Origin of the sequence: Flavobacterium circumlabens, assembly GCF_004345565.1 — a bacterium.
Taxonomy (GTDB): domain Bacteria; phylum Bacteroidota; class Bacteroidia; order Flavobacteriales; family Flavobacteriaceae; genus Flavobacterium; species Flavobacterium circumlabens.
Window position 1 is genome coordinate 1 of record NZ_SLWA01000004.1, and the last position, 23186, is coordinate 23186.

General features: G+C 35.9%; 23 protein-coding genes. 17 read left to right on the plus strand and 6 right to left on the minus strand.

All coding sequences use genetic code 11. The features are described 5' to 3' along the window. The 5 genes from EV142_RS11115 to guaA form a co-directional block, all read right to left on the minus strand. Positions 1 to 398, minus strand: a 398-nt coding sequence (locus EV142_RS11115) for a 6-phosphogluconolactonase (RefSeq protein ID WP_209443530.1), incomplete at its 3' end; no start/stop codon positions are given. Between the two features lie 424 nt (positions 399 to 822). Next, the gene (locus EV142_RS11120; RefSeq protein ID WP_132035587.1) at positions 823 to 1224 is read right to left on the minus strand and encodes an OsmC family protein; all 402 of its coding nucleotides are present in this window, start codon (positions 1222 to 1224) and stop codon (positions 823 to 825) included. Then, positions 1224 to 3326: a PBP1 and LysM peptidoglycan-binding domain-containing protein gene (locus tag EV142_RS11125; protein WP_132035590.1), complete on the minus strand. Its 2103-nt coding sequence runs from the start codon at positions 3324 to 3326 to the stop codon at positions 1224 to 1226. The genes EV142_RS11120 and EV142_RS11125 overlap by 1 nt, the downstream gene beginning before the upstream one ends. 92 nt (positions 3327 to 3418) lie before the next feature. Next, positions 3419 to 5329, minus strand: coding sequence for a lytic transglycosylase (locus EV142_RS11130; protein WP_132035593.1), 1911 nt, complete (start codon positions 5327 to 5329; stop codon positions 3419 to 3421). Positions 5330 to 5390: 61 nt separating this feature from the next. Further along, on the minus strand, positions 5391 to 6920 hold the full coding sequence (gene guaA, locus EV142_RS11135) for a glutamine-hydrolyzing GMP synthase (RefSeq protein ID WP_132035595.1): 1530 nt from the start codon (positions 6918 to 6920) through the stop codon (positions 5391 to 5393). 244 nt (positions 6921 to 7164) lie between these two features. Between guaA and EV142_RS11140 the strand changes: the two genes are divergently transcribed. Further along, entirely contained in the window at positions 7165 to 7692 is a 528-nt protein-coding gene (locus EV142_RS11140; RefSeq protein ID WP_132035598.1) for a hypothetical protein, read from the plus strand. Between the two features lie 108 nt (positions 7693 to 7800). On the opposite strand, the gene EV142_RS11145 is transcribed toward EV142_RS11140, so the two are convergent. Beyond that, positions 7801 to 8514 (minus strand): hypothetical protein, encoded by a 714-nt coding sequence (locus EV142_RS11145; protein WP_132035601.1) that lies wholly within the window; start codon positions 8512 to 8514, stop codon positions 7801 to 7803. Between the two features lie 270 nt (positions 8515 to 8784). On the opposite strand from EV142_RS11145, the gene EV142_RS11150 reads away from it, so the two are divergent. From EV142_RS11150 to EV142_RS11225, 16 genes are all read left to right on the plus strand, one after another. Continuing rightward, positions 8785 to 9705 (plus strand): DnaJ C-terminal domain-containing protein, encoded by a 921-nt coding sequence (locus tag EV142_RS11150; RefSeq protein ID WP_132035604.1) that lies wholly within the window; start codon positions 8785 to 8787, stop codon positions 9703 to 9705. Next, positions 9698 to 10006, plus strand: coding sequence for a chaperone modulator CbpM (locus EV142_RS11155; RefSeq protein ID WP_132035607.1), 309 nt, complete (start codon positions 9698 to 9700; stop codon positions 10004 to 10006). The genes EV142_RS11150 and EV142_RS11155 overlap by 8 nt, the downstream gene beginning before the upstream one ends. A gap of 159 nt (positions 10007 to 10165) precedes the next feature. Continuing rightward, complete coding sequence (locus EV142_RS11160; RefSeq protein ID WP_132035610.1) at positions 10166 to 10549, plus strand: RidA family protein; 384 nt, start codon at positions 10166 to 10168, stop codon at positions 10547 to 10549. A 151-nt stretch (positions 10550 to 10700) separates the two neighbouring features. After that, entirely contained in the window at positions 10701 to 11945 is a 1245-nt protein-coding gene (locus EV142_RS11165; protein WP_132035613.1) for a chloride channel protein, read from the plus strand. Between the two features lie 270 nt (positions 11946 to 12215). Beyond that, positions 12216 to 13220, plus strand: coding sequence for a DHH family phosphoesterase (locus EV142_RS11170; protein ID WP_132035615.1), 1005 nt, complete (start codon positions 12216 to 12218; stop codon positions 13218 to 13220). 6 nt (positions 13221 to 13226) lie between these two features. Further along, a complete protein-coding gene (gene gldI / locus EV142_RS11175; protein ID WP_132035617.1) occupies positions 13227 to 13868 on the plus strand; it encodes a gliding motility-associated peptidyl-prolyl isomerase GldI in 642 nt (213 codons plus the stop codon). Between the two features lie 16 nt (positions 13869 to 13884). Beyond that, a complete protein-coding gene (locus tag EV142_RS11180; protein ID WP_132035620.1) occupies positions 13885 to 14961 on the plus strand; it encodes a peptidylprolyl isomerase in 1077 nt (358 codons plus the stop codon). A gap of 27 nt (positions 14962 to 14988) precedes the next feature. After that, positions 14989 to 16131 carry a peptidylprolyl isomerase gene (locus tag EV142_RS11185; protein WP_132035623.1) on the plus strand — a complete coding sequence of 381 codons (1143 nt, stop codon included), beginning with the start codon at positions 14989 to 14991 and terminating at the stop codon, positions 16129 to 16131. A 246-nt stretch (positions 16132 to 16377) separates the two neighbouring features. Beyond that, positions 16378 to 16758 (plus strand): helix-turn-helix domain-containing protein, encoded by a 381-nt coding sequence (locus EV142_RS11190; RefSeq protein WP_132035626.1) that lies wholly within the window; start codon positions 16378 to 16380, stop codon positions 16756 to 16758. Positions 16759 to 17169: 411 nt separating this feature from the next. Further along, a complete protein-coding gene (locus tag EV142_RS11195; protein WP_132035628.1) occupies positions 17170 to 18066 on the plus strand; it encodes an EamA family transporter in 897 nt (298 codons plus the stop codon). 85 nt (positions 18067 to 18151) lie between these two features. Next, complete coding sequence (locus EV142_RS11200; RefSeq protein ID WP_132035631.1) at positions 18152 to 18508, plus strand: DoxX family protein; 357 nt, start codon at positions 18152 to 18154, stop codon at positions 18506 to 18508. Positions 18509 to 18538: 30 nt separating this feature from the next. Continuing rightward, positions 18539 to 19276, plus strand: coding sequence for an aquaporin Z (gene aqpZ / locus EV142_RS11205; protein ID WP_132035634.1), 738 nt, complete (start codon positions 18539 to 18541; stop codon positions 19274 to 19276). Positions 19277 to 19453: 177 nt separating this feature from the next. Then, positions 19454 to 19693, plus strand: a complete 240-nt coding sequence (locus EV142_RS11210; RefSeq protein WP_132035637.1) for a GlsB/YeaQ/YmgE family stress response membrane protein — start codon at positions 19454 to 19456, stop codon at positions 19691 to 19693. Between the two features lie 187 nt (positions 19694 to 19880). Beyond that, entirely contained in the window at positions 19881 to 20708 is an 828-nt protein-coding gene (locus tag EV142_RS11215) for a sterol desaturase family protein (protein WP_132035640.1), read from the plus strand. A gap of 120 nt (positions 20709 to 20828) precedes the next feature. Continuing rightward, positions 20829 to 21107 carry a DUF2805 domain-containing protein gene (locus tag EV142_RS11220; protein ID WP_132035643.1) on the plus strand — a complete coding sequence of 93 codons (279 nt, stop codon included), beginning with the start codon at positions 20829 to 20831 and terminating at the stop codon, positions 21105 to 21107. A 109-nt stretch (positions 21108 to 21216) separates the two neighbouring features. Beyond that, positions 21217 to 23073 carry a M61 family metallopeptidase gene (locus tag EV142_RS11225; protein ID WP_132035646.1) on the plus strand — a complete coding sequence of 619 codons (1857 nt, stop codon included), beginning with the start codon at positions 21217 to 21219 and terminating at the stop codon, positions 23071 to 23073. Positions 23074 to 23186: the final 113 nt, after the last annotated feature.

Below are 23186 nucleotides of genomic sequence, written 5' to 3' on the forward strand. Positions count from 1 at the left end.
ATTTGTTCTTTTGATAAAAGTCCGTCCGGAACATGAGCGTTTTCAGGTAAAATATCGACGTGGTCAAACAACAATTCTTTCATAAAACGAACATAGCTGTTGATGGAATTGGGTTGCATCGGATAGTATTCATCCAGATTGAAACTGATGACATTTTTGAAACTCAGTCCTTCTTCCTTGTGCAAACGAACGAGTTCCGCATATAATCCTTTTGGGGAAGATCCTGTTGCAAGTCCTAAAATACAAGGCTTATTTTCTTTTTGTTTTGCCTGAATTAAAGCTGCAATTTCCCGGGCTACTGCTTTTGAAGCTTCATTTGAATTTTCAAAAACAACCGTATTGATGTTTTCGAATCGTTTCTCAAAACCTGTCGCTTTGTCTATTTTACTTTTTAACATGATATAGTTTTTTTACTTTTCTAATTATAATTTTCAAATAAAAATTTTATTTTTCACTGGCAAAATTTCACATCAATACATCGCTAAAAAATTAGCAAGCAGAATTATACAAAGATAAAATCTTTATAAAAGGAATTCAGTAAAATTTAAAATTATTGATTTGAAGCAGAATTTGGAAAACCTTTTTTTATCCTCCTATAAAAAAAATCCAAAATAAATATTGAAAACAGAATCTCATTTCAGCTTCAATATATTGCGTTATTTTTGCATTAAACTGCATTTTTTTTGCAAAACAAAGATACTACATTATATTTTTACTGACCAAAATTAGGTATGAATATTTTGTTAATTTTTTAGTACTATTAAAAAAATGCAAAAAAAAAGCCGTCAAAATAATGACGGCTTTCCATTTTATTTTATAAAATTACTTCCAGTTAAACGTAATTTTCTTTTCTATATCTGCATTCAGACTCAAAAAAACCGGGCAGGTCATAGCAGCACGTTCCAGAATGGTTCTGTTTTTTTCATCTTCAGTACCTTTCATTTCAAAAACAATTTCAATAGCACCAATTCGTCTTGGTTCAGCATTCATTATTTTAGTTACATCGGCTGTTGAGTCGTTAATATTGATTGCCATATCACGGGCTTTGATTCCCATAATAGTCATCATACAGCTTGCCAAAGCATTGGCAACGGTATCTGTTGGGGAAAATGCTTCTCCTTTTCCGTTATTGTCTAATGGTGCATCAGAAATGATTTCACTTCCTGACTGCACATGAATTGATTTTGTTCTTAAATCCCCTAAATAGGTTACTTTTGATGTCATTAGTTGGCTACTTTTAAAGTTAAGTCTGAATCGTAATATAAGATGTACACTCCTTTATTGGCGTGTCCTCCATCTTCTTTTTTGTAGTATTGAAATTTATTATCAACCTGTTCTGTTGTGATTAAATCTGTTGTTTCCTGATATGTTTTTCCCTGAACCAAACGCATCATGGTATCAAAAGTTACATCAAAACCACGGGTAGCGTACGTATTTGGATTCACTTTATTTTTCAGTCTGTATTCTTTTTCAAATATTAATACTGCTGGCTCATTACTCTCACGAGTTACTGATGGGTACATTAATTTCAGTTTCACCAGGCTTTCAAAACTAATTTCATCTGTATCCAGCGTACTGTTCGGTTCTAAAATCACCAGCTGCACCTGACACGTTTTTTGTGCATCTAACAAAGCTTTTATGGTTGTTTTCACCATGGCGGTATTACCGGTTTCCATGACTACATAATTCATTCTGTTAGGCAACAAAAGGCTTTTTAAATTGGCAACATCCAAGCCTCCCGTTTCCGATAAGGCAGCAAAAACAACTCCTTTTTGGTTTTGCTTTATGTAATTGATCACCGATTCTTTTTTCTTGTCTACAACCGCAACGATGTTTCCGTTTTTCGAACGCATATAATCAAAAACAGCACTTTTGATCACATCATTTGTTGGAATGGTCTGATACAAGTTATCGATTGGGTTAGCGGTATCTTTTGATAGTGGAGAAATCACAGGTATATTGTATAAACGAAGCGAATTCGCTGTACTCTCGGCATTACTTTGGTAAAACGGGCCGATCACAGCATTAGCTCCCTGTAATTTATTCTGAGAAATTAAACTAGAAACATTTGAGGTACTTTTTGTTTCCTGCGAATCAAAAATACTGACATCAATTGGTAATTTCAAGACTTTTGCCGAGTCAATTGCCATCATGGCCCCTGAATAAAAATCAAGCGTCATATTCAAAAACTTATCATTTTTAATTCGATTGGCCGAACTTATGGTATCCGATTGCATTTTTGCCAGATTAAAAGGCAGCAATAAAGCCAGTTTTTTACGCTCGTTTTGCCCTCTTACTTTTGTCAGTTCCACCACTTCCGGATCTGCAGAAACGGTTTCTGATTTTACTTTTTCAAGAATTTTAATCCCGCCCGAAGCTGAATTATCAACTGGTTTTTCTGCCGGTTTTTCAACCTGTTGTGGCTGTTGCTGGGCAATAATCGGAGCAGGTGCCAGGAATCCGGACGGAACTTTCAAAACCATTCCTTCTTTTACGCCTTCAGAAAGTGACGGATTCAACTCTGTTAATTCTGCCTGCGTTAACTGAAATGTTCTGGACAAACTGTACAAAGTTTCTTTTGGCTTCACCTGATAGTCCATATAAGTAGTACCTTTTTTTACAGCTTCATCCGCTTTTTTAATTTCGGCAGGTTTAGAAACATTGGCAGCAACAGCAGTAGTTGTATCTGTTTTGGGAGCCGTTCCTTTAATGGTTACGCGATATCCTACAGGCAAACTGGAAACAATTTCCGGATTGCGTTTTTCTAAATCTTCGACGGTCGTTTTATACTCTTTTGCAATTGAATATTTTGTTTCTTTTGCTTGTACATCGTGATATACATACTTTTCAGGACCAGCAGTTTTAACAGCTTTACCGGCTGTCGATGCAGCACCTTTTACGGCCGCTCCTTTTGAAGGAATGGTAAGCGTCTGACCTATTTGTAAACCATTAGTCACCAAAAACGGATTTGCCGCTTTTAATGCTTCATCAGAAATGCCATATTTTTTCTCTATGCCAAAAAGTGTTTCTTTTGGCTGCACTTCATGTGTAGTTGCTTTTCCGGAAGCAGTATTTTTTGTTGCTGCAACTTCTTTTTTTACGGCACTGGCTTTTCCTCCAGTTGGAATTAGTAAAACTGTATTAGGCACTAATCCAGTTCGCGCATCAGGATTTAAAGAGTAAATATCATAAGGCGTAACCTTAAATTTCTCTGCAATCTGATTGATGGTTTCTCCACTTGAAACTTTATACTTAACTACTTTTTCCTGGGCAAAAGCAGAACAAGTAAAAAAAACAAGAGATAATAATGCTAAATAATATTTCATAATAGGGCTTAAAACAATTAATTTTCAATTCAAAAACAAGTTACTAATTTTTGTCAAAGCAAGATTCAGTCCACTTGTTATTTTTTCGATTATTATCTCAGATCAATTTCAACCTTTGCAATAATAATGTTCTTATATAACTCATCTTCTTCATTTTTCTTGCCTTTATATAAAACTTCTTCCATATTTTGATACTTATCCGAGTAAACGTAGTACGAAAGACTGTTTATATTAAAGAAAAAACTAGCGTTAAAATCACCAGAATCAATAAGTTTCATAATCAGCTTATCCCTTGGTACCGCATCGGTAAATATACCTAAAACTAAGTAATAGCCGTTTGAAACTTCTTTAAGATTATCATAAACTTCTATCTTGACATTCTTTTCATTTTTAAACGGATTTTCTTTCAGTTCGCGTTTCATTTCTTCCGGCGAAACCAATTTTGAAGTGGCATCCGGATCTGTTTTTTGATTTTTAATCGCTTCGTCCTGGTATTTTTTTAATTTCATCAAAGCCACTTTATCATCAAATTTTCTGGCTTCCATACTGTAATAAGATGCCTTACTGATATGGCGTTTGATTTCGATGGTTTTCTGTGTATCCAGAGAATCAATTTTAGCAATTAACAATTGATTTTGCGCATCGCCTTGTTCCTGCTCGATTTTGTACCTTTTTATTTCGTCAAGCGAAAGACGCTGTTGCAGGGAAGTGACATTATTATTCTTTTCGCTTTCGCGGATTTTCTTCTTGTATTCCTGATTTTCCTCGACTGCAATTCGCTCTACTTTGTTCATTAAACCGGCATAAGCTTTTCGGTTTTCAGCCAGTTCTTTCTTGAGTTGGGAAGACAAATCACTGGTTTTGCTGATGCTTTCATACGATTTTTTTTCTAATCGTTTGGATTCATCCACATTCAAAACATCCATTCTTTTTAATTCTACTAAATCATTGTTCATCGTGTTGACTAACGAATCTAATTTGGCCATTAAAATATCCTGAACATTTTTATTGGCTTCCAGAACCAATCGTAATTTTTCAACCGAATTCTCTTTGGAACCATTCATATCATTCAGATTGACTTTCAGAGCATTGATCTTTATAATCTTCTGATTCATTTCTTTCTGAATAACCAATCGGTCTTTTAAATCTTCCAGTTCAACGGTTTTGGCTTTTCCTTTTTCAACTACAACTTGTTTTTCCGCCAGCGCCAGCATCAGTTCTTCCCTCTCGTTTGTTGGTTTAACTTCCTTTGTATTAATGGCCAGTTTATTGCCGACAATTAATCCGTTTACGATTTCAGGGTTTTGAGATTCCAGTTGCTCAATTGAAATGCCGTATTTTTTGGCAATCGAAAATTTGGTTTCTTTGGGTTCCACCACATGAAAAACAGTTTCCTGATTGATGACACGAACTCTTCCGTCTAATGTTTTTCTTTTGTTTGGAATTGAAATGGTCTGACCAATCTGCAATCCGTTTTGAAGCAGCTCTTTATTCAGATTTTCCAGATCCTGAACCGAAACATTATATTGTCTCGCAATACTGAATAAAGATTCTTTGGCCACTACCTCGTGGGTTACTTTTGAAGAAGCTGAAATTTCAGTTTTAGGAAGATTGGCAGTATGCTGCGGGATACTTAATTCCTGACCGATCTGAAGTCCGCCGGCAAGAATTGGGTTGGCATTCTGAAGCGCTTCAACCGAAACATTATATTGTTTCGATAAACCGAACAGTGTTTCTTTTGGACCAACAATATGGGTAATTTGCGGGTTTGATTTTTGCTGTTCTGCGGAGTGAACGGGAATCTTAATAATTTGATTGTCTTTGATTCCGTTCTGCGATTCGGGGTTGAGTTTGTAAATTTCTTCAACAGAGACCTTATATTTCTGGGCAATAAAATAAGCAGTTTCTCCTTTTTGAATTTTGTGTTCAATAATTGAATCTTGCGCAGTTATTCTGTTAAAAGACAAAATAAAGACAAGAGAAATCGTTAAAAGTTCTCTCATAAATAGTAGGTTATAAAAATTAAGGCGTTACAAATGTAACGCCTTAATTTGAAAAATAGTACTATTCCCATTCAATTGTTGCGGGTGGTTTTGAACTTATATCGTAAACCACACGATTCACGCCTTTTACTTTGTTTATAATGTCGTTTGAGACTTTCATTAAGAAATCATAAGGTAAATGAACCCAGTCAGCAGTCATACCATCTGTAGATTCAACTGCTCTAAGCGCTACTACTTTTTCGTACGTACGCTCATCGCCCATCACACCAACACTGTTTACCGGAAGCAGAATTGCTCCTGCCTGCCAAACTTTGTCGTATAATCCCCATGATTTTAATCCGTCGATAAAGACAGCATCAACATCTTGTAGTATTTGAACTTTCTCCGGAGTAATATCCCCTAAAATTCTGATCGATAATCCTGGTCCCGGGAAAGGGTGTCTGCCTAACAACTCAGGATCTATTCCTAAAGTAGCACCCACTCTGCGAACTTCGTCTTTAAACAACATTCGAAGCGGTTCTACAATTTTTAATTTCATATAATCCGGCAATCCGCCCACATTGTGGTGTGATTTAATCGTTGCCGATGGTCCTTTTACAGAAACCGATTCGATTACATCAGGGTAAATAGTTCCCTGCGCCAGCCATTTTACGTCTTCTATTAAATGTGATTCATCATCAAAAACTTCAATAAATACACGTCCGATTGTTTTACGTTTGGTTTCAGGATCACTGATTCCGGCTAATTCACCTAAGAAACGATCTCCGGCATCTACTCCTTTTACGTTCAATCCCATTCCTTTGTACTGATCCAGTACGTTTTGGAATTCGTTTTTACGAAGCAATCCGTTATTTACGAAGATACAGTATAGGTTTTTACCGATAGCCTGGTGTAATAAAACTGCGGCTACAGTAGAATCTACTCCTCCGGACAATCCTAAAACAACTTTATCATTCCCTAATTTCTCTTTCAATTCTCCTACCATTTCTTCTACGAAAGCACCTGGTGTAAAGTTTTGAGGCACTTCGGCAATGTTTACTAAAAAGTTCTCCAGCATTTTTGATCCATCCGTAGAATGGAAAACCTCCGGGTGATACTGAATCGCATACGTAGTCTCGCCTTCAATTTTGTAAGCTGCATATTCTACGTCATGCGTGCTTGCTAATTTTACCGCATTGGTTGGCAAAGCCTTGATACTATCGCTGTGACTCATCCAAACCTGACTGTTTTCTGAAACTCCGTTAAAGAAAACTTCATCCTCTTTAATATAGGATAAATTAGCCCTGCCGTATTCTCTGGTGTTTGAAGCCGCAACTTCTCCGCCACTAAAGTGTGCTAAATATTGTGCTCCGTAACAAACTGCCAGCATAGGAAGTTTACCTCGAATTTGAGATAAATCAGGATGTGGCGCATCTTCTGCACGAACAGAAAAAGGGCTTCCTCCTAAAATTACGGCTTTATAAGGTGATAAATCACTAGGAAAGTGATTGTAAGGGAAAATTTCGCAGAATATATTTAATTCGCGAACTCTACGCGCAATAAGCTGTGTATATTGCGATCCGAAATCTAAAATAAGTACGTTGTGTTGCATGCGCAAAAATACTTTTTATATTCGAATTTGAAAAATCAGAACACTGAAAAAAAAAATTTTTTTTCAGTGTTCTGATTTTAGCTGCAAAGGCTCAGAGGTACAAAGATGCAAAGGTGTGAAAATAGAGATACATTATTTTTCCCTTACATCTTTGAAACTTTGTACCTTTGTAGCTTTGTAGCTTTGTACCTTGAAAGAAAAAACCAAATCCCTCAAAAAATCGTATTTATACAAAACCCATATTATGAAATCAAAATTAATTGCCTTTTCTTTTTTCCTGTGTTTATTTTTAACATCTTGTAATGCTGTTGATGATTTACTGACTTTTACCATTTCGAATAATGCGTCAATTCAGATAAAAAGTACTTCACCTATTAATTTACCGTCGGAAATTATAACACCCGATGTGACTACAAATTCCTCAGCTGAATTTAAAAACAACAATACTCAGGCGAGTCTGGTAAAAGATGTAAAATTAAAATCGCTAAAATTGACAATTACAGATCCTGAGGGAGAAACATTTACGTTTTTAAAATCGATTCATTTATATATCTCGACAACTGATTCAGATGAAATAGAATTGGCCTATCAGGATAATATTAATTCAACCAGTAATACGATTGATCTGATTAGCACAGATGCCCGATTAGATCAATACATCAAAGCTGATAAATATAAAATCAGAACAAAAGTTACGTTAAAAGAAACACTTACAAGAGATGTAACGGTAAAGGCAGATATGAAGTTTAATGTTACTGCTGATCCGTTTTAATTTTTCTAAAAAGATTCTGAGGTGCTGAGTTACTAAGATTCTGAGATTTTTGAGCTCCAAAAAACATTAGTTCCTCAGCACCTTAGCAACTCAGAATCTGAATAAGAATTACTCTTTCGTCACTACGATTGAAGCTTTGAAACCGGCTGCAAGATTGTTCCAGTAATCATTTGTGATTAAAACACCTTTGTCATCATAAACGCGGATTTCAGCAGTATTTCCACCTAATGCACCAATATTTAAGGCTTCGAAATCCAATTTATTAAAACCGGGTGCCAGGTTAATTTTTACTTCCTGAAATTCGGAATCTAATAATACCTGATTTCTAACCACCGTATTATTATTGGAAACCTTTACCAAATCGCCATCAATAGCCCCAAAATCACGGAATTTCACTATAAAGAAATTCGACTTGGTTTTGAAATCACCTAAAGAAATATTTTTCTTGACCAATTCCCCCCTGCCTTCTCTAAGTCCTTCCGCTTTTAAGGCTTTATCAAGATCTTTTTCCATTTTCGCAACGTAGCGGTCTCCCGGATTAGCAAAATCAGTTTCCGTAGACATTGTAAAAGTACTTTTCTGCTCTCCTATCTGAAGTTTGGATTTTTGAGTTATAGTGGTGTTATCAAAAACATTGGGTGTTTTGATACTTGGAATATCTGAAGTGTTAGCTTTTGGATCTTTAACTTCCGGAATGGAAAGTTTTTTAGGTTTTGAGCTAAATTTAGGGGCCGGAATGGCCTTGAATTTTGTACTAAATTCAGTTTGGGCGGATACTGTTATAGCAGTAAAAAATAGTATGAAAAATAAAATGTGCTTCATTGAAAAAGTATTATCGAATGGGCATTTATAATTATTACAGAATTAAAGTATAGCTTCACAAAAATAGCATAATTTAAACAGGCGCTACAACTTTAAGAGTTTTATAACAATATATTAGGCTAATTTTTGGAAAACAAAAAACCTGCCAGAAATTAAAACCCATTTTTAAAGTTTTACGAAATTCTACATTTCAGAAATATAGCGTTTTGATAATTAGTAACTTATTCCTAACTTCAGTATTTTAATTTTCATTTAGTAAAAACCGGAAAAATGGATTATATAAACTACTACAAGATCTTAGAAATTACAAAAACTGCCACTGAAGCCGAAATAAAAAAAGCCTATCGAAAAGCAGCCCGTAAATATCATCCTGATTTGAATCCGAATGATAAAGAGGCGGAGAAGAAATTCAAGGAAATAAATGAAGCCAATGAAGTTTTAAGTAATCCTGAAAATCGAAAGAAATACGACAAATACGGCAAAGACTGGAAACATGCTGACGAATTTGAAAAAGCAGGCTACGACCCTAATCAACAGCAATCTTCAAGACAACAGCAAGGCAGTCAAAGTTATACTGATTTTGGCGGAGGAGATTTCTCAGATGGCGATTTTTCTGATTTCTTTAATTCCATGTACGGTTCTTCGGGAAGAAGTTCGAGAAGTCAGGCGAAATACAGAGGCCAGGATTTCAATGCCGAATTACAACTGGACCTTGCTTCTGCGTATACGACGCACAAACAAAACCTTACCGTTAATGGTAAAAACATCAGGATCACCATTCCTGCCGGAGTCGAAAACGGACAGATTATAAAAATTCCAAATCATGGGGCTCCCGGTGTAAACGGTGGACCGAATGGAGATTTATACCTTACTTTTTCAATCGATAACAATTCCGATTTCAAACGGGAAGGCCATAATTTGTATGCAGATGCCGATCTGGATTTATATACGGCAATTTTAGGCGGAGAAATTCATGTGACTACTTTTGATGGAAAAGTAAAAATAAAAGTACCCGCCGAAACCCAGCCCGGAACCAAAGTAAAACTGAAAGGAAAAGGGTTTCCGGTGTATAAAAAAGACAATCAGTTTGGAGATTTGTACATTACGTATACTTTAAAAATTCCAACGAACTTGTCCGCAAAAGAAAAAGAATTATTCCAAGAATTAGCTAAATTAAGAAATCATGAATAGTAAAGACTTAATTCAAATAAAACAGTTTTGTGTATACCACGAAATTGAAAATACCTTTATAACCGAGCTGCACAATTATGGTTTAGTACAGATCATCATGCTCGAAGAAGACGAATACCTGCAGCCGGAACAACTGCCTGCTGTCGAAAAAATGATTCGCCTGCATTATGATCTTAAAATTAATCTGGAAGGGATTGATGCGATTGCCAACCTGTTAAACAAAATCGAAGTATTACAGCAAAACCTTACTGCTGCTCAAAACAAACTTCGTCTTTATGAGCAGCATCAAATTGAACCATAAAAAATCCGATGAATCATAATATCACAAAAAAGAATGATTTTCTGCGGGATTTCAAATGAATAATTGGTTTTGTCAACCGTATATTTTATAAATTGCAGCGAAATTAACTAACCCGAATTTGATTTAAAAAAAATAAACAAATTCGATAAAACAGAAGAAATGAAAAGAGAAAACATCTTAACAGGATCTCCCTGGGAGGACAAAATGGGATATTGTCGTGCCGTACGAATTGGCAATATCATTGAAGTTTCGGGAACTGTTGCGATTGTTGACGGTGAAAAAGTAAAAGCCGACGATGCCTATGCGCAGACCTACAATATCCTGGAACGTGTTGAAAAAGTTTTGCAAGATTTGAATGTTGGAATGAAAGATGTTATCAGAACCCGGATTTTCACCACTGACATTACAACTTTTGAAGAGGTAGCAAGAGCGCACTCTTTCTTTTTTAAGGATGTTAAACCTACAACGGGTTTTTATGAAATCAGCAAATTGGTTGCTCCTGAATATTTAGTTGAAATTGAATTTACAGCTGTTGTGCAATAAGTTTTTTTGCCACTAATTTCACTAATTTTGCTAATTTTTTTTTGCCACTGATTAAGGGATTAAAACGATTATTTCATTTTTCTGTATTATTAACGATCTAATTCGTGAAAATTAGTGAAATTCGTGGCTAAAAACCTTTCCGAACTTATTAATGGACTTTCAAAACCCAAAACAAATACTTTTCACACTATTCAAATGGATTCTCATTTGCCTTTTGATTGGTGTTTTGTCCGGATCTGCCTCAGCATTTTTTCTGGTTGCTCTGGAATGGGTTACACAATTTAGAATCCACCACGATTGGATTGTATGGCTATTGCCCCTGGGCGGATTACTTGTAGGTTTGAGTTATCATTATTGGGGCGAATCTGTCGTAAAAGGCAATAACCTATTGTTGGAAGAATACGAAAATCCTAAAAAAACAATTCCGTTTAAAATGGCTCCTTTGGTTCTTTTAGGAACCTTAATCACCCATTTATTTGGAGGTTCTGCAGGTCGTGAAGGCACGGCAGTACAAATGGGAGGCGCCATTGCCGATCAGTTTACAACGCTTTTTAAGTTCGATAATTCGGAACGGAAAATTTTAATTATCCTCGGAATCAGCGCGGGATTCGCCTCTGTTTTCGGAACACCGCTGGCAGGTGCCATTTTTGCCCTGGAGGTTGTTTATTTTAGTCGAATCAATTTAAAAAGTGTTTTTCTGTCTTTTTTAGTTGCCTATTCCGGTTATTTTACGGTTGAATTCTGGCAGGTTAAACATACCCATTACAGCATTCCTGAAGTCCCTGAAATCAATCTGACCAACCTTTCTTATACCATCGTAATAAGCGTATTGTTCGGATTTGCTGCCTTATTGTTTTCCAGAACGACTCATTTTTGGGGTTCCCTTTTTTCAAAATATATAAAATTCCCGCCGTTGCGTCCGTTTGTGGGAGGAATTATTTTAGCCATTGCCATTGCAGGTTTCGGATTCACAAAATTCTCCGGACTGGGCGTTCCTGTTATTGTGGATTCTTTTTCGAATGTAAATCCGTGGTATGACTTTTTACTGAAAATTTTATTTACCGGTTTTACGTTGGGTGCGGGTTTTAAAGGCGGTGAAGTAACTCCGTTATTTTTTGTCGGTGCTACTTTAGGAAGCGCTTTATCACTTGTTGTACCTATGCCAATTGCGCTTCTCGCCGGAATGGGTTTTGTAGCCGTATTTTCAGGAGCTACCCACACTCCTATCGCCTGTACCATTATGGGATTAGAATTATTCGGCATGCAACCCGGACTTTTTATCGCGATTGCCTGTAGTATCGCTTACTTTTCTTCCGGTTCTGTAGGAATTTATAAATCTCAAATCGTAAAAGGTGCTAAGTATAAACTGTATCGAAAATTAAATTCCAATTTTTAAAATCCAAATTCCAAATACATATTTTCAACGGATTAAAATATGTTACTACAAAATAAATCGTTCCTCCAGAACTAAAAAAAACCGAATAAATCCGCATTTTGCTTTAGCGAGCCTGTTTCATCCGTGTATTAATTTAAATTCCCGGAATAAAATTCCAAATTCCAGAATAAAAACTCATAACTCATAACCCATAACTCATAACTTTATAAAACTGTGTTAATCTCGAAAATGTTTTCAGGTTTACATTAAAAAAATGTAAATTCGCACACTATGAAAATACAAGATATTCAGGCGATACAATTGTTACTCGCAACCCCAAAGAAAATCGCTATAATTCCGCATAGAGGTCCTGACGGTGATGCTATGGGCTCTACCTTAGGTTTATACCATTTTTTATTAAAAAACAACCACCTGCCAACGGTGATTGCACCTAATGATTTTCCTGATTTTCTGGCCTGGCTGCCAGGTTCCGAAACCGTAAAAATATTTGAAAAAGACACCGAAAACTGTACTAAAATATTAGAAGAAGCTGAAATAATATTTACACTTGATTTTAATGCTTTTCACCGTACCGGAGAAATGGAACATACTTTAGCAAAGCTAAAAGCTCCTTTTATTATGATTGATCATCATCAGAAACCTGATGATTATGCCACCTACATGTATTCCGACACTTCGTTTGGTTCTACCTGCGAAATGGTTTACAATTTCATTTCGTTTTTAGGCAAAAAAGAAGATTTAGACAAAACCATTGCAACGTGTATTTATACGGGAATATTAACCGATTCAGGTTCTTTCCGATTTCCGAAAACAACCGGAAATACGCATCGTATTGTGGCTGATTTAATAGATTTAGGCGTCGAAAATACGGAAATTCCCATTTTATTATTTGATAACAGCTCCTACAGCCGTTTACAATTATTAGGTCGTGCATTACAGAATATGAAAGTATTTGAAGAGCATAAAACTTCTTATACAACACTGACTCAAAGCGAACTGGATGCCTTTAATTATATAAAAGGCGATACCGAAGGAATCGTTAATTACGGATTAAGTATAAAAGGAATTGATTTTACTGCTATTTTTATAGAAAATAAAGACGAGAAAATCATCAAAATTTCCTTCCGTTCACAAGGAGGATTTGATGTGAATCAGTTTGCAAGAGATCATTTTAACGGTGGAGGACATACCAATGCCGCCGGCGGAAGATCGGAAGTTTCAATGGAAGAAACCATTAAAAAGTTTGAAGATTTAGTAACTAAACTAAAAATATAACCTACTATGAACTACTTAAAACTAAGCATTTCTGCCCTGCTGTTTGCTGTTTTATGTGTTGGCTGTAAACATCATGAAGAAGCCAGAAGACCTATTTCAAGAGCTTCGGGAACCTTCATGAAAAAATCGGCTGACCGGAATAAAAAACTGGTTGCGAGTGAAGAAGATGTCATTAAAAACATCATCAAAAGCAATCCGAAAATAAAGTATTTTGCGTCGCAGAAAGGATACTGGTATTCTTATGAAGAACAAAATCTGACTGATACTTTAAAACCGAAAAGAGGCGATATCGCTTATTATAATTTAGAAGTAAAAGACATCAAAGGCAAAGTTATTTATGCAGAAGCCGAACTGGGCCCGCAAACCTACCATGTCGACAAACAAGAGATCATGATGGGATTACGTGACGGTATTAAACTGATGCACAAAAACGAAACCGTAAACTTTTTATTTCCATCTCATATTGCATATGGTTATCACGGAGACAATAATAAAATAGGAACCAATGAATCCCTGATCTGTACGGTTACCCTTCGCAATTTTGTTCCCGAAGAAGCACCTAAGACAGCCGTTCCGGGAACACCAACTTCAAAACCGGCAGCTACAAAGCCGGCAGTTCAAACTAAAAAAGACACTTTAAACCCATAAAACAACATTTAAAAAAATGAAAAAGAGTATTTTAATATTATTATTAGCCGCTACCTCGTTTTATTCTTGTAAAGACAAACACAGTGACCTTCCGGATGGTCTGTATGCCGAAATTGAAACGAATAAAGGAAGTATTATTGTTGAACTGGATTATAAAAAAGCTCCCGTTACAGTTGCCAATTTTGTAACACTGGCTGAAGGTAAAAGTGAATTTGTAACGAACGAAGATCTTAAAAACAAACCCTTCTATAACGGATTGAAATTTCACAGGGTTATTGAAGATTTTATGATTCAGAGCGGTGATCCTTTAGGAACAGGTTCCGGTGATACAGGATACAAATTTAAAGATGAAATTACTGATTTAAAATTTGATAAAGGCGGCGTATTAGCCATGGCCAATAACGGTCCCGGAACAAATAGCAGCCAGTTTTTTATTACTCATGTTGAAACACCCTGGTTAGACGGAAAACATACTATTTTCGGTCATGTAGTCGATAAAGGAATGGAAGTAGTAAACAAAGTAGTGCAAGGTGACAACATTGTATCGGTAACGATTATCAGAAATGGTGAAGCCGCTAAAAAGTTTGATGCTGTAAAAGTATTTCACGACTATTTTTCTGAAATAGCAAAAGAAAAAGGGAAGTTTGCAGGAGTTCAAAAAGAAAAAGTAGCCTATTATGCTTCCTTAAAACCAAAAGCTACCAAAACAAGCAGTGGTTTAGAATATGTAATTACTGAAAAAGGGGCAGGTAAAAAACCGGCAACCGGAACTCAATTATACATTCATTATGCAGGATTCCTGGAAGACGGAACTTTATTTGATACGAGTATTGAAGATGTTGCCAAGACTTTTGGAAAATTTGATCAGGCAAGAGCCGAAGCCAAAGCATATCAGCCAATTCCATTTCAGGCTGGTCGTAAAGACGGTATGATTCCCGGATTTATTGAAGGGATCGAGAAACTTTCTTTTGGTGACAAAGCGGTTCTTTTCATTCCATCGCACTTAGCTTATGGAGAAGCGGGAGCCGGAGCAGTTATTCCGCCAAACGCGAATATCATTTTCGAAATTCAATTATTAGAGAAACCACAATAATTAACATAGACTTAAATTCGAAACGCAATGAAATTTAAATTTCTATTCTTATTCTGCCTTGCAGTACTAAACATTCAGGCGCAAACAACAAAGAAGACCACGGCAAAAAAACCGGCCGGAAAATCAACTACAGCTAAAGCAGTTACTAAAACCATAAATCCTGCGGAAGGGATTTTTGCAACCATTTCTACCACCAAAGGCGATATCGTTTTGTCTTTGGAATACGTAAAAGCTCCTGTAACGGTGGCTAACTTTATCTCTTTGGCAGAAGGTAAAAATCCTAATGTAAAAGTGGAGAAACTGAAAGGAAAACCATTTTATGACGGACTTAAATTTCACAGAGTAATCAATGACTTTATGATTCAGGGTGGTGATCCTGACGGAAACGGTTCAGGTGGGCCGGGTTATTCTTTTAAAGATGAATTCGTACCGGAATTAAAATTTGAAAAAGGAGGCGTTTTAGCCATGGCCAATTCAGGTCCGGCTACAAACGGAAGTCAGTTTTTCATCACACATAAAGATACACCGTGGTTAAATGGTAAACATACTATTTTCGGCCATGTGGTTTCAGGAATGGATGTCGTAAATAAGATTGTTCAGGATGATATCATGACCAAAATCACGATTACCCGTAAAGGTGCAGCGGCAAAGAAATTTGACGCTTTAAAAGTGATCAGCGATGATGCCAAAAAAGGAGAAGCTAAAAAAGCGGAAAGTAAAAAAGTAGTTACTGAAAAAGCAGCTTACTTTGCAAGCACTAAAGCAACTGCCACTGCAACCGCATCAGGCTTAAAATATAAAATTACACAAAAAGGATCCGGTACAAAATTACCGGAAGGATCTAACATTTACTTTCACTATGCCGGTTATTTTGAAGATGGAAATCTTTTTGACAGCAGCATTGCCAATGTAGCAAAAGCGTATGGTAAATATGATGCCAACAGAGATGCTCAGAAAGGATATCAGGCTTTTCCTTTTGTAGTAGGTAAAAAAGACGGAATGATTCCTGGTTTTATTGAAGCCTTAGACATGATGACCGATGGCGAAAAAGCCATATTCTTTCTTCCTGCAAATTTAGCCTACGGAGAAAAAGGTGCAGGAGGTGTAATTCCGCCAAACGCCACTTTGGTTTTCGAAATCGAAACGTATAACGCTCAGCCTGTAAAGTAATTATTGCACACTGAATTTTCATACCAAACCATCAGGATTTATTTTCTGGTGGTTTTTTTATTGCAATCTCTCCGTTGTTTTAGGGTTTAATTTTTTAATTTAAATTGAAAGAAAAATCGTATTTTATTTATATCTTGCGCTCTAATACCAAGGAATATTATTGGGAGCATTTCTAATATAAACCCGCAGCAAATTTGTTTTTTACCTAACTTGTATTTTTTTATTCATAATTATTATCTTTGAACTATGAGCACAGCAACAAAACCAAATCATATCGGCCGAAAAATCAGCCGTATTCGCGAACTGAAAGACATGAAACAGGAAGCATTAGCGCAGGCTTTAGGAACCAATCAGCAGGCTGTTTCTATTTTGGAAAACAGCGAAACAGTTGATGAAGAAAAGTTGATTGAAGTGGCAAAAGCTTTGGGTGTAAGTGTAGAAGCAATTAAAAACTTTTCGGAAGAAGGAGTGTTTAATTATTTTAATACTTTCAATAAGAGTCATGGTTACTTTGGTAATTATTGCACTTTCAATCCCCTTGACAAGGTCATTGAACTTTACGAGCGTTTGGTTCAGGCGGAAAAAGATAAAAATGAGTATTTAGAAAAAATTTTAAAGGATAAATAACCTTTATAAAAGCACCGAGAAAATGGCAAAGAGACTTCAAAAAAGTCTCTTTTTTTGTGTGAAAACGAAAATAAAAAGTAAGTTTCACACACTTTCTGTGTGAAACTGAAATAAAAAATAAAATTTCACACAGAAAGTGTGTGAAAATCAAAAAAATGATCAAGTTTCACACAAATTTCGTTGAAAAAAGTTCCTTCAAATTATTTCACAAATCCTTACGAACTCTGCGCTTTATAACCTTGCATTCCTTGCGGTTAAGCAATCTGCTATTTCCTGCCAAATCAATAATTTAAACCTCAAATTATACCTTCACACTATCACTATAACAAGGTTTTTCCAGATTTTATATTAAATCCTAAACAAAATATCTTACCTTTGCCGGCTTGAATTTTTAAAACTAAATGAGTTAGGATGTTACAAAATAATGTATTAAAAGGAGTCTTTTTTGTTGCTTTAGGAGCTACAACTTACGGAATGTTAGCCACTTTTGTAAAAATGGCCTATTCAGAAGGATATACAACTGCCGAAGTAACAACCTCTCAATTTGTACTTGGAATTATAGGTATTTTACTGATCAATGCCTTTCAGAAAATAAAACACAAAGACAACGTAGTAAAAGCTACTCCCAAAAATATATTTAACCTGATGCTGGCTGGTACTTCATTAGGTATGACCAGTATCTTCTATTATTTAGCTGTAAAATTTATTCCGGTTTCCATTGGTATTGTGTTACTGATGCAGACGGTCTGGATGGGTGTTTTGCTTGAAATGATTTTAGAAAAAAAATTACCTTCCAAACAAAAGGTGATCGCCGTATGTATTGTTTTAGTCGGAACTGTTCTGGCCACCAACATCATCCATAACGATATCGCACTGGACTGGAGAGGCCTTGCATGGGGAATTATGGCTGCTGCTTCTTTTACCACTACCATGTTTACTGCAAATCGCGTGGCTACCGAAATTTCATCGGCACAACGCAGCTTGTATATGCTTTTGGGTGGGGCAATAATTGTATTTACATTTGCTTTTTTCACTCAGGTGACTCCCTTCAATCTTGCTATTTTCCTGAAATGGGGAATTGTATTGTCCTTATTCGGAACTATCATCCCGCCTATGTTGATGAATATTGGTTTTCCGCTAACCGGAATTGGCTTGGGAAGTATTGTCTCTGCACTGGAACTTCCGGTTTCTGTAATGATGGCCTACGTTTTATTAGACGAAAAAGTAATTTTTCTGCAATGGGTTGGAATTCTCCTCATCATTCTGGCAATCATTATAATGAACGTAAATTTTAAGCGTAAAAATTAACTTATATTGTATAGTTCTAAAAAAACGAACTTAATAATATATTATTTGTTAATTTTTTTATAAATTCGTGATAAACTATACTATCATGAATTTACCGTGGCATTTATATGTAATGGCTTTTCTTTATATAATTGCCGGAATCAATCATTTTAAAAATCCGGGAATGTACATCAGAATCATTCCTCCCTTTTTTCCAAATCCCAAATTATTAAATATGTTGAGCGGAGTTGCCGAAATCATTCTGGGCATTCTGCTGACGCTTCCTTTTTTTACGCCTTATGCAGCCTGGGGAATTATAGCTTTGTTAATTGCTGTTTTTCCTGCTAATCTGTATATGTTTCAAAAGAAAAAGGGAGGCTTTTCTCTATTAAAATTTATTTTATTAATACGTTTGCCCTTACAGATTGTATTGATTTTATGGGCATACCAATACACTCATTAACAATCAACTATTAATTAAAATTATTTTATCATGAAAAAATTATTTGCTGAGTTCTTCGGAACATATTGGCTGGTTTTTGGAGGTTGTGGAAGCGCCATTTTTGCTGCCGGATTTCCCGAATTAGGCATTGGATTTGCAGGTGTTGCACTTGCATTTGGACTGACCGTTCTGGCAATGGCCTATGCAGTCGGACACATCTCCGGCGGGCATTTCAACCCTGCTGTATCATTTGGCCTTTGGGCCGGAGGTAAATTTCCTGTCAAAGATCTTATACCTTATATTATAGCACAATGCGTTGGAGCCATAGCGGCAGCAGGAACATTATATACTATAGCATCCGGAAAAGCTGGTTTTGTAATTGACAGCACCAAAGCAGGGGCTTTTGCCTCAAACGGATTTGGAGCTTTTTCTCCTGATGGATATACCTTACAATCTGCCTTTATAGCCGAATTTGTACTGACTTTATTTTTCATCCTTATCATTATGGGTGCTACAGACAAGTTTGCAAACAGTAATTTTTGCGGAATTGTAATAGGCCTCACGCTAACCGTTATTCACTTAATCAGTATCCCCATTACCAATACTTCCGTAAATCCCGCGAGATCTTTATCTCAGGCTCTTTTTGTGGGTGGCGAACCCCTATCTCAGGTCTGGCTGTTCTGGGTTGCTCCTGTTTTAGGTGCTGTCTTAGGCGGATTTATCTATAAAAATCTATTACAAAATCATTCTGAAGAATCAAAAATAAACAAATCAACTATTAACCCTTAAAACATAAATTATGGAATTTTTCTATTTCTTACTTATCGGACCAATCTCAGGCGGTTTCGGACCTTCCTGGTAATATTGTTGTTGGTATCATTGGCGGATGCACATGGAATTACAAAAGCATTCTGAAGAATCAAAAACAAACAAATCAACTATTACATAACGCTTAAAAAATAAACTATGGAGTTTTTATATTTCTTACTTATCGGAGCAATCTCAGGCTGGTTAGCTGGTCAATTATGGAAAGGCGGCGGTTTCGGCCTTCTTGGCAATATCGTTGTTGGTATCATTGGCGGAATCTTCGGAGGATGGCTGGCTCCTAAACTTGGCATTGGCGGAGGCGGATTGCTTTGGCAGATTGTTATAGCCGCCGGAGGCGCATGGATTTTGTTGTTTATTATTAGCCTGATCAAAAAGTAATACTAAAAACAGATCGTATTAAGTACGATATCCTATACAAATAGAGGGAAAGTGAAAATAAAATTTCACTTTTCCCTTTTTTTATACTTAATAGCCATAAACAACTCTTAAACAATTACATATCTGTTAAAATTCATACCTTTATTTCATTAAATTAATTAAATTTGATCGAATATACTATACGATCATGAATGAAATAATTGCATATTTTAGTACGATTCCTTCCTCTCATAGAAGTTTAATTCTGGTTGGGGGAATCACTCTTTTTTGGTTGATCGAGAATACGTTTCCCTTATTTCAGATGAATTATAAAAAATGGAATCATGCGGGGATTAATTTCTTTTTCACCTTTACGACCATTGTTGTCAATTTTATCTTGGCTTTTATTTTGATTAAAACGGCTGAATGGACGACTCAAAATCACTTTGGTATTTTAAACTGGCTGCCTGAAATTCCAATTTGGCTGTATACTATTATCGGATTACTGCTGTTAGATCTTATTGGCGCTTATTTAGCCCATTTCACCCAACACAAAGTGAAAATTTTATGGCGTTTCCATCTTATTCACCATACGGATACCTGGATCGATACAACGACGGCCAACAGGCATCATCCGGGAGAAAGTGTGATCCGGTTTTTATTTACTGCTTTTGGAGTACTATTCGTTGGAAGCCCAATGTGGATGGTCTTTTTGTACCAGTCCCTATCGGTTGTAGCGTCTCAGTTTAATCATGCCAATATTTCACTACCTCATAAACTCGATATAATGCTGAGCTATTTTATCGTTTCGCCCAATATGCATAAAGTACACCATCATTATGTTTTGCCTTATACAGACAGTAATTATGGGAATATATTTTCGATTTGGGATCGTCTTTTCGGAACTTTTACAACACTACCGAAGGAAGATTTAATCTATGGCGTAGACACACATATGCTGCCGGATGAAAATAACAAACTGCAAAAATTACTTCATATTCCCTTTCAAAAAACCAGATCTGCAAAAAACAATTAAAAATCATAAAAAAAGTAGCACCGATCGTACCAAGTAGTTATTTTTTTTATTAATATTGATATATAAATTGAAAATCAATCTACTAATCATTAACCCCTATTTTGAATTAATTTTCACGTGATGAAAAAGAGTAACCGCAAAGAATTGAATTGGGAACAAACGGAAAAACTGGTTTCGTTAGCCCTGGAAGAAAAAAATCCATTTGAAATTATAAAAAAAGAGTTTGGATTGGCAGAAAAAGAAGTACTGGAGATCTTGAAGAAGAAAATGCCTCTTGAAAAATTTGAGATGTGGAAAAAGAAAGCTTTAGCAACTAAACCAAAACCAAAACCCGTTAAAATAGATGATTTTGATGAAGATTTGGATGGCAAATATTATATAAAGAACAAATTAGACTAGAAAAAACTCCTGCAATTCAGGAGTTTTTTTTTATTTTTATAAGTTTTATAAGAATTCTGTAACAATTTTACGTTTTGTAAGTCAAACACAAATAACTAAACTCAAGCAAATGAAAAAAATAATTTACACGTTAGCGCTCGCAGTAACATTCTGGAGCTGTAAAACCGGTTCTGCCGGAGCTGCCAAAAAGAATACTGTAGACGTTAACATTAATCTTACTGATGTAAAAGACGATAAAGTTCTGGTAACCGTAACAGCACCGGAAATCAAAACAGATGAAGTAATTTACAGCATTCCAAAAACAGTACCCGGAACATACTCTACCGATAATTACGGTAAATATTCTGATGATTTTAAGGCATACGATGCTAAAGGAACTGCATTGACCGTAAAAAGAATTGACGATAATTCATGGTCGATTTCAAATGCAAAGACATTACAAAAAGTAACCTACCTGGTTGGGGATACTTTTGACACTGAAAAAGGAACCGGATTTGGTAATGATGACGTTTTCTCACCTGCAGGAACCAACATTAATGCCGGAGTTAACTTCATGGTGAACACACACGGTTTTGTAGGTTATTTTCAGGACAAATTAAATGTTCCTTATAAAGTTACCATTACACATCCTGAAACACTTTGGGGAGCGACTTCAATGACAGATGAAGATGCTAGCAAAACCAGCGATGTTTTTACAACACCGCGTTATGCCGTTTTGGTTGAAAATCCAATCATGTATTCTAAACCGGATTACACAACGTTTAACGTAAACGGAATGGATATCCTGATTGCTGTTTATTCTCCAACAGGAAAATTTACCGCAGAAAGCATCACTCCGGAAATGAAAACGATGATGACCGCTCAGAAAAACTTTTTAGGAAAGGTAAACGCTACTAAAAAATATACGGTTTTGTTGTATTTATCAAGCATGGCCAAAGACGATGCACATGGTTTCGGAGCTTTGGAACACCCAACAGCAACAACAGTTGTTTTACCGGAATCTATGCCGAAAGAAAAACTGGTAGAATCTATGAAAGACGTTGTTTCTCACGAGTTCTTCCATATCGTAACCCCATTGACTGTTCACTCCAAAGAAATTCAGTATTTTGATTACAATGCACCAAAAATGTCAGAGCATTTATGGATGTACGAAGGGGTAACGGAATATTTTGCCAATCTTTTCCAGATCAATCAGGGATTAATTAATGAAAGTGAATTTTATACGCGTATCGCAGATAAAATCCAACAGTCAAAAAGCCTGAATGATACTATGTCATTTACAGTAATGAGCGCTAATGTTTTAGAGCAGCCTTATAAAGACCAATACTTAAATGTATATCAAAAAGGAGCTTTAATCGGAATGTGTATCGATATTATCATCAGAGAAAAAAGCAACGGAGAAAGAGGAATTCTTGACCTAATGCACAAATTGTCGAATGAATATGGTATCGAAAAGCCTTTCAATGATAATGAGCTTTTTGCTAAAATCACAGAACTGACTTATCCTGAAGTGGGAGAATTTTTGAAGACTTATGTACAGGGAACAACTCCAATTCCTTACGATGTTTATCTGGCTAAAGTGGGTGTAACAAAATCACTGGAGAAAAAACCAGGTCCAATTTTCTTAAAAGGACAAACACCTTATATTAGTATCGACAAACAGACAAAAGAAATCACTGTTCGTCCTGATATTGAACCAAATGAATTTTTCAGGAATTTAAACTTAAAAGGCGGTGATATCATTGTATCCGTAAACAGTAAACCCTACTCGTTAACAAACATCTATGATTTAATTACAGAAAGTGAAAACTGGAAAGAAAACGATCCAATCACGCTGGAAATTAAACGTGGTGGTGCAGCACAAACGATAAAAGGAACCGTAAAATTACCATCTGAAGAAACAGAAACTTTTAAAGCTACAGATGCTTCAAAAGACAAACTTAGAAATGCATGGTTGAAAGGGTAATCTTTTAATCTTAAACATAAAAAAACCGACAAGTGATTGTCGGTTTTTTTTATGTCTTAATACTTCTGCCTGTCATTTCTACGCAAGGAGAAATCGCATTACGTATTTACAGT

Coding starts and splice junctions, on each gene's coding strand:
- EV142_RS11120 (WP_132035587.1), bottom strand. CDS start 1,224: ATGACATCAAAAGTAACCTATTTAGGGGATTTAAGAACAAAATCAATT.
- EV142_RS11125 (WP_132035590.1), bottom strand. CDS start 3,326: ATGAAATATTATTTAGCATTATTATCTCTTGTTTTTTTTACTTGTTCT.
- EV142_RS11130 (WP_132035593.1), bottom strand. CDS start 5,329: ATGAGAGAACTTTTAACGATTTCTCTTGTCTTTATTTTGTCTTTTAAC.
- guaA (WP_132035595.1), bottom strand. CDS start 6,920: ATGCAACACAACGTACTTATTTTAGATTTCGGATCGCAATATACACAG.
- EV142_RS11140 (WP_132035598.1), top strand. CDS start 7,165: ATGAAATCAAAATTAATTGCCTTTTCTTTTTTCCTGTGTTTATTTTTA.
- EV142_RS11145 (WP_132035601.1), bottom strand. CDS start 8,514: ATGAAGCACATTTTATTTTTCATACTATTTTTTACTGCTATAACAGTA.
- EV142_RS11150 (WP_132035604.1), top strand. CDS start 8,785: ATGGATTATATAAACTACTACAAGATCTTAGAAATTACAAAAACTGCC.
- EV142_RS11155 (WP_132035607.1), top strand. CDS start 9,698: ATGAATAGTAAAGACTTAATTCAAATAAAACAGTTTTGTGTATACCAC.
- EV142_RS11160 (WP_132035610.1), top strand. CDS start 10,166: ATGAAAAGAGAAAACATCTTAACAGGATCTCCCTGGGAGGACAAAATG.
- EV142_RS11165 (WP_132035613.1), top strand. CDS start 10,701: ATGGACTTTCAAAACCCAAAACAAATACTTTTCACACTATTCAAATGG.
- EV142_RS11170 (WP_132035615.1), top strand. CDS start 12,216: ATGAAAATACAAGATATTCAGGCGATACAATTGTTACTCGCAACCCCA.
- gldI (WP_132035617.1), top strand. CDS start 13,227: ATGAACTACTTAAAACTAAGCATTTCTGCCCTGCTGTTTGCTGTTTTA.
- EV142_RS11180 (WP_132035620.1), top strand. CDS start 13,885: ATGAAAAAGAGTATTTTAATATTATTATTAGCCGCTACCTCGTTTTAT.
- EV142_RS11185 (WP_132035623.1), top strand. CDS start 14,989: ATGAAATTTAAATTTCTATTCTTATTCTGCCTTGCAGTACTAAACATT.
- EV142_RS11190 (WP_132035626.1), top strand. CDS start 16,378: ATGAGCACAGCAACAAAACCAAATCATATCGGCCGAAAAATCAGCCGT.
- EV142_RS11195 (WP_132035628.1), top strand. CDS start 17,170: ATGTTACAAAATAATGTATTAAAAGGAGTCTTTTTTGTTGCTTTAGGA.
- EV142_RS11200 (WP_132035631.1), top strand. CDS start 18,152: ATGAATTTACCGTGGCATTTATATGTAATGGCTTTTCTTTATATAATT.
- aqpZ (WP_132035634.1), top strand. CDS start 18,539: ATGAAAAAATTATTTGCTGAGTTCTTCGGAACATATTGGCTGGTTTTT.
- EV142_RS11210 (WP_132035637.1), top strand. CDS start 19,454: ATGGAGTTTTTATATTTCTTACTTATCGGAGCAATCTCAGGCTGGTTA.
- EV142_RS11215 (WP_132035640.1), top strand. CDS start 19,881: ATGAATGAAATAATTGCATATTTTAGTACGATTCCTTCCTCTCATAGA.
- EV142_RS11220 (WP_132035643.1), top strand. CDS start 20,829: ATGAAAAAGAGTAACCGCAAAGAATTGAATTGGGAACAAACGGAAAAA.
- EV142_RS11225 (WP_132035646.1), top strand. CDS start 21,217: ATGAAAAAAATAATTTACACGTTAGCGCTCGCAGTAACATTCTGGAGC.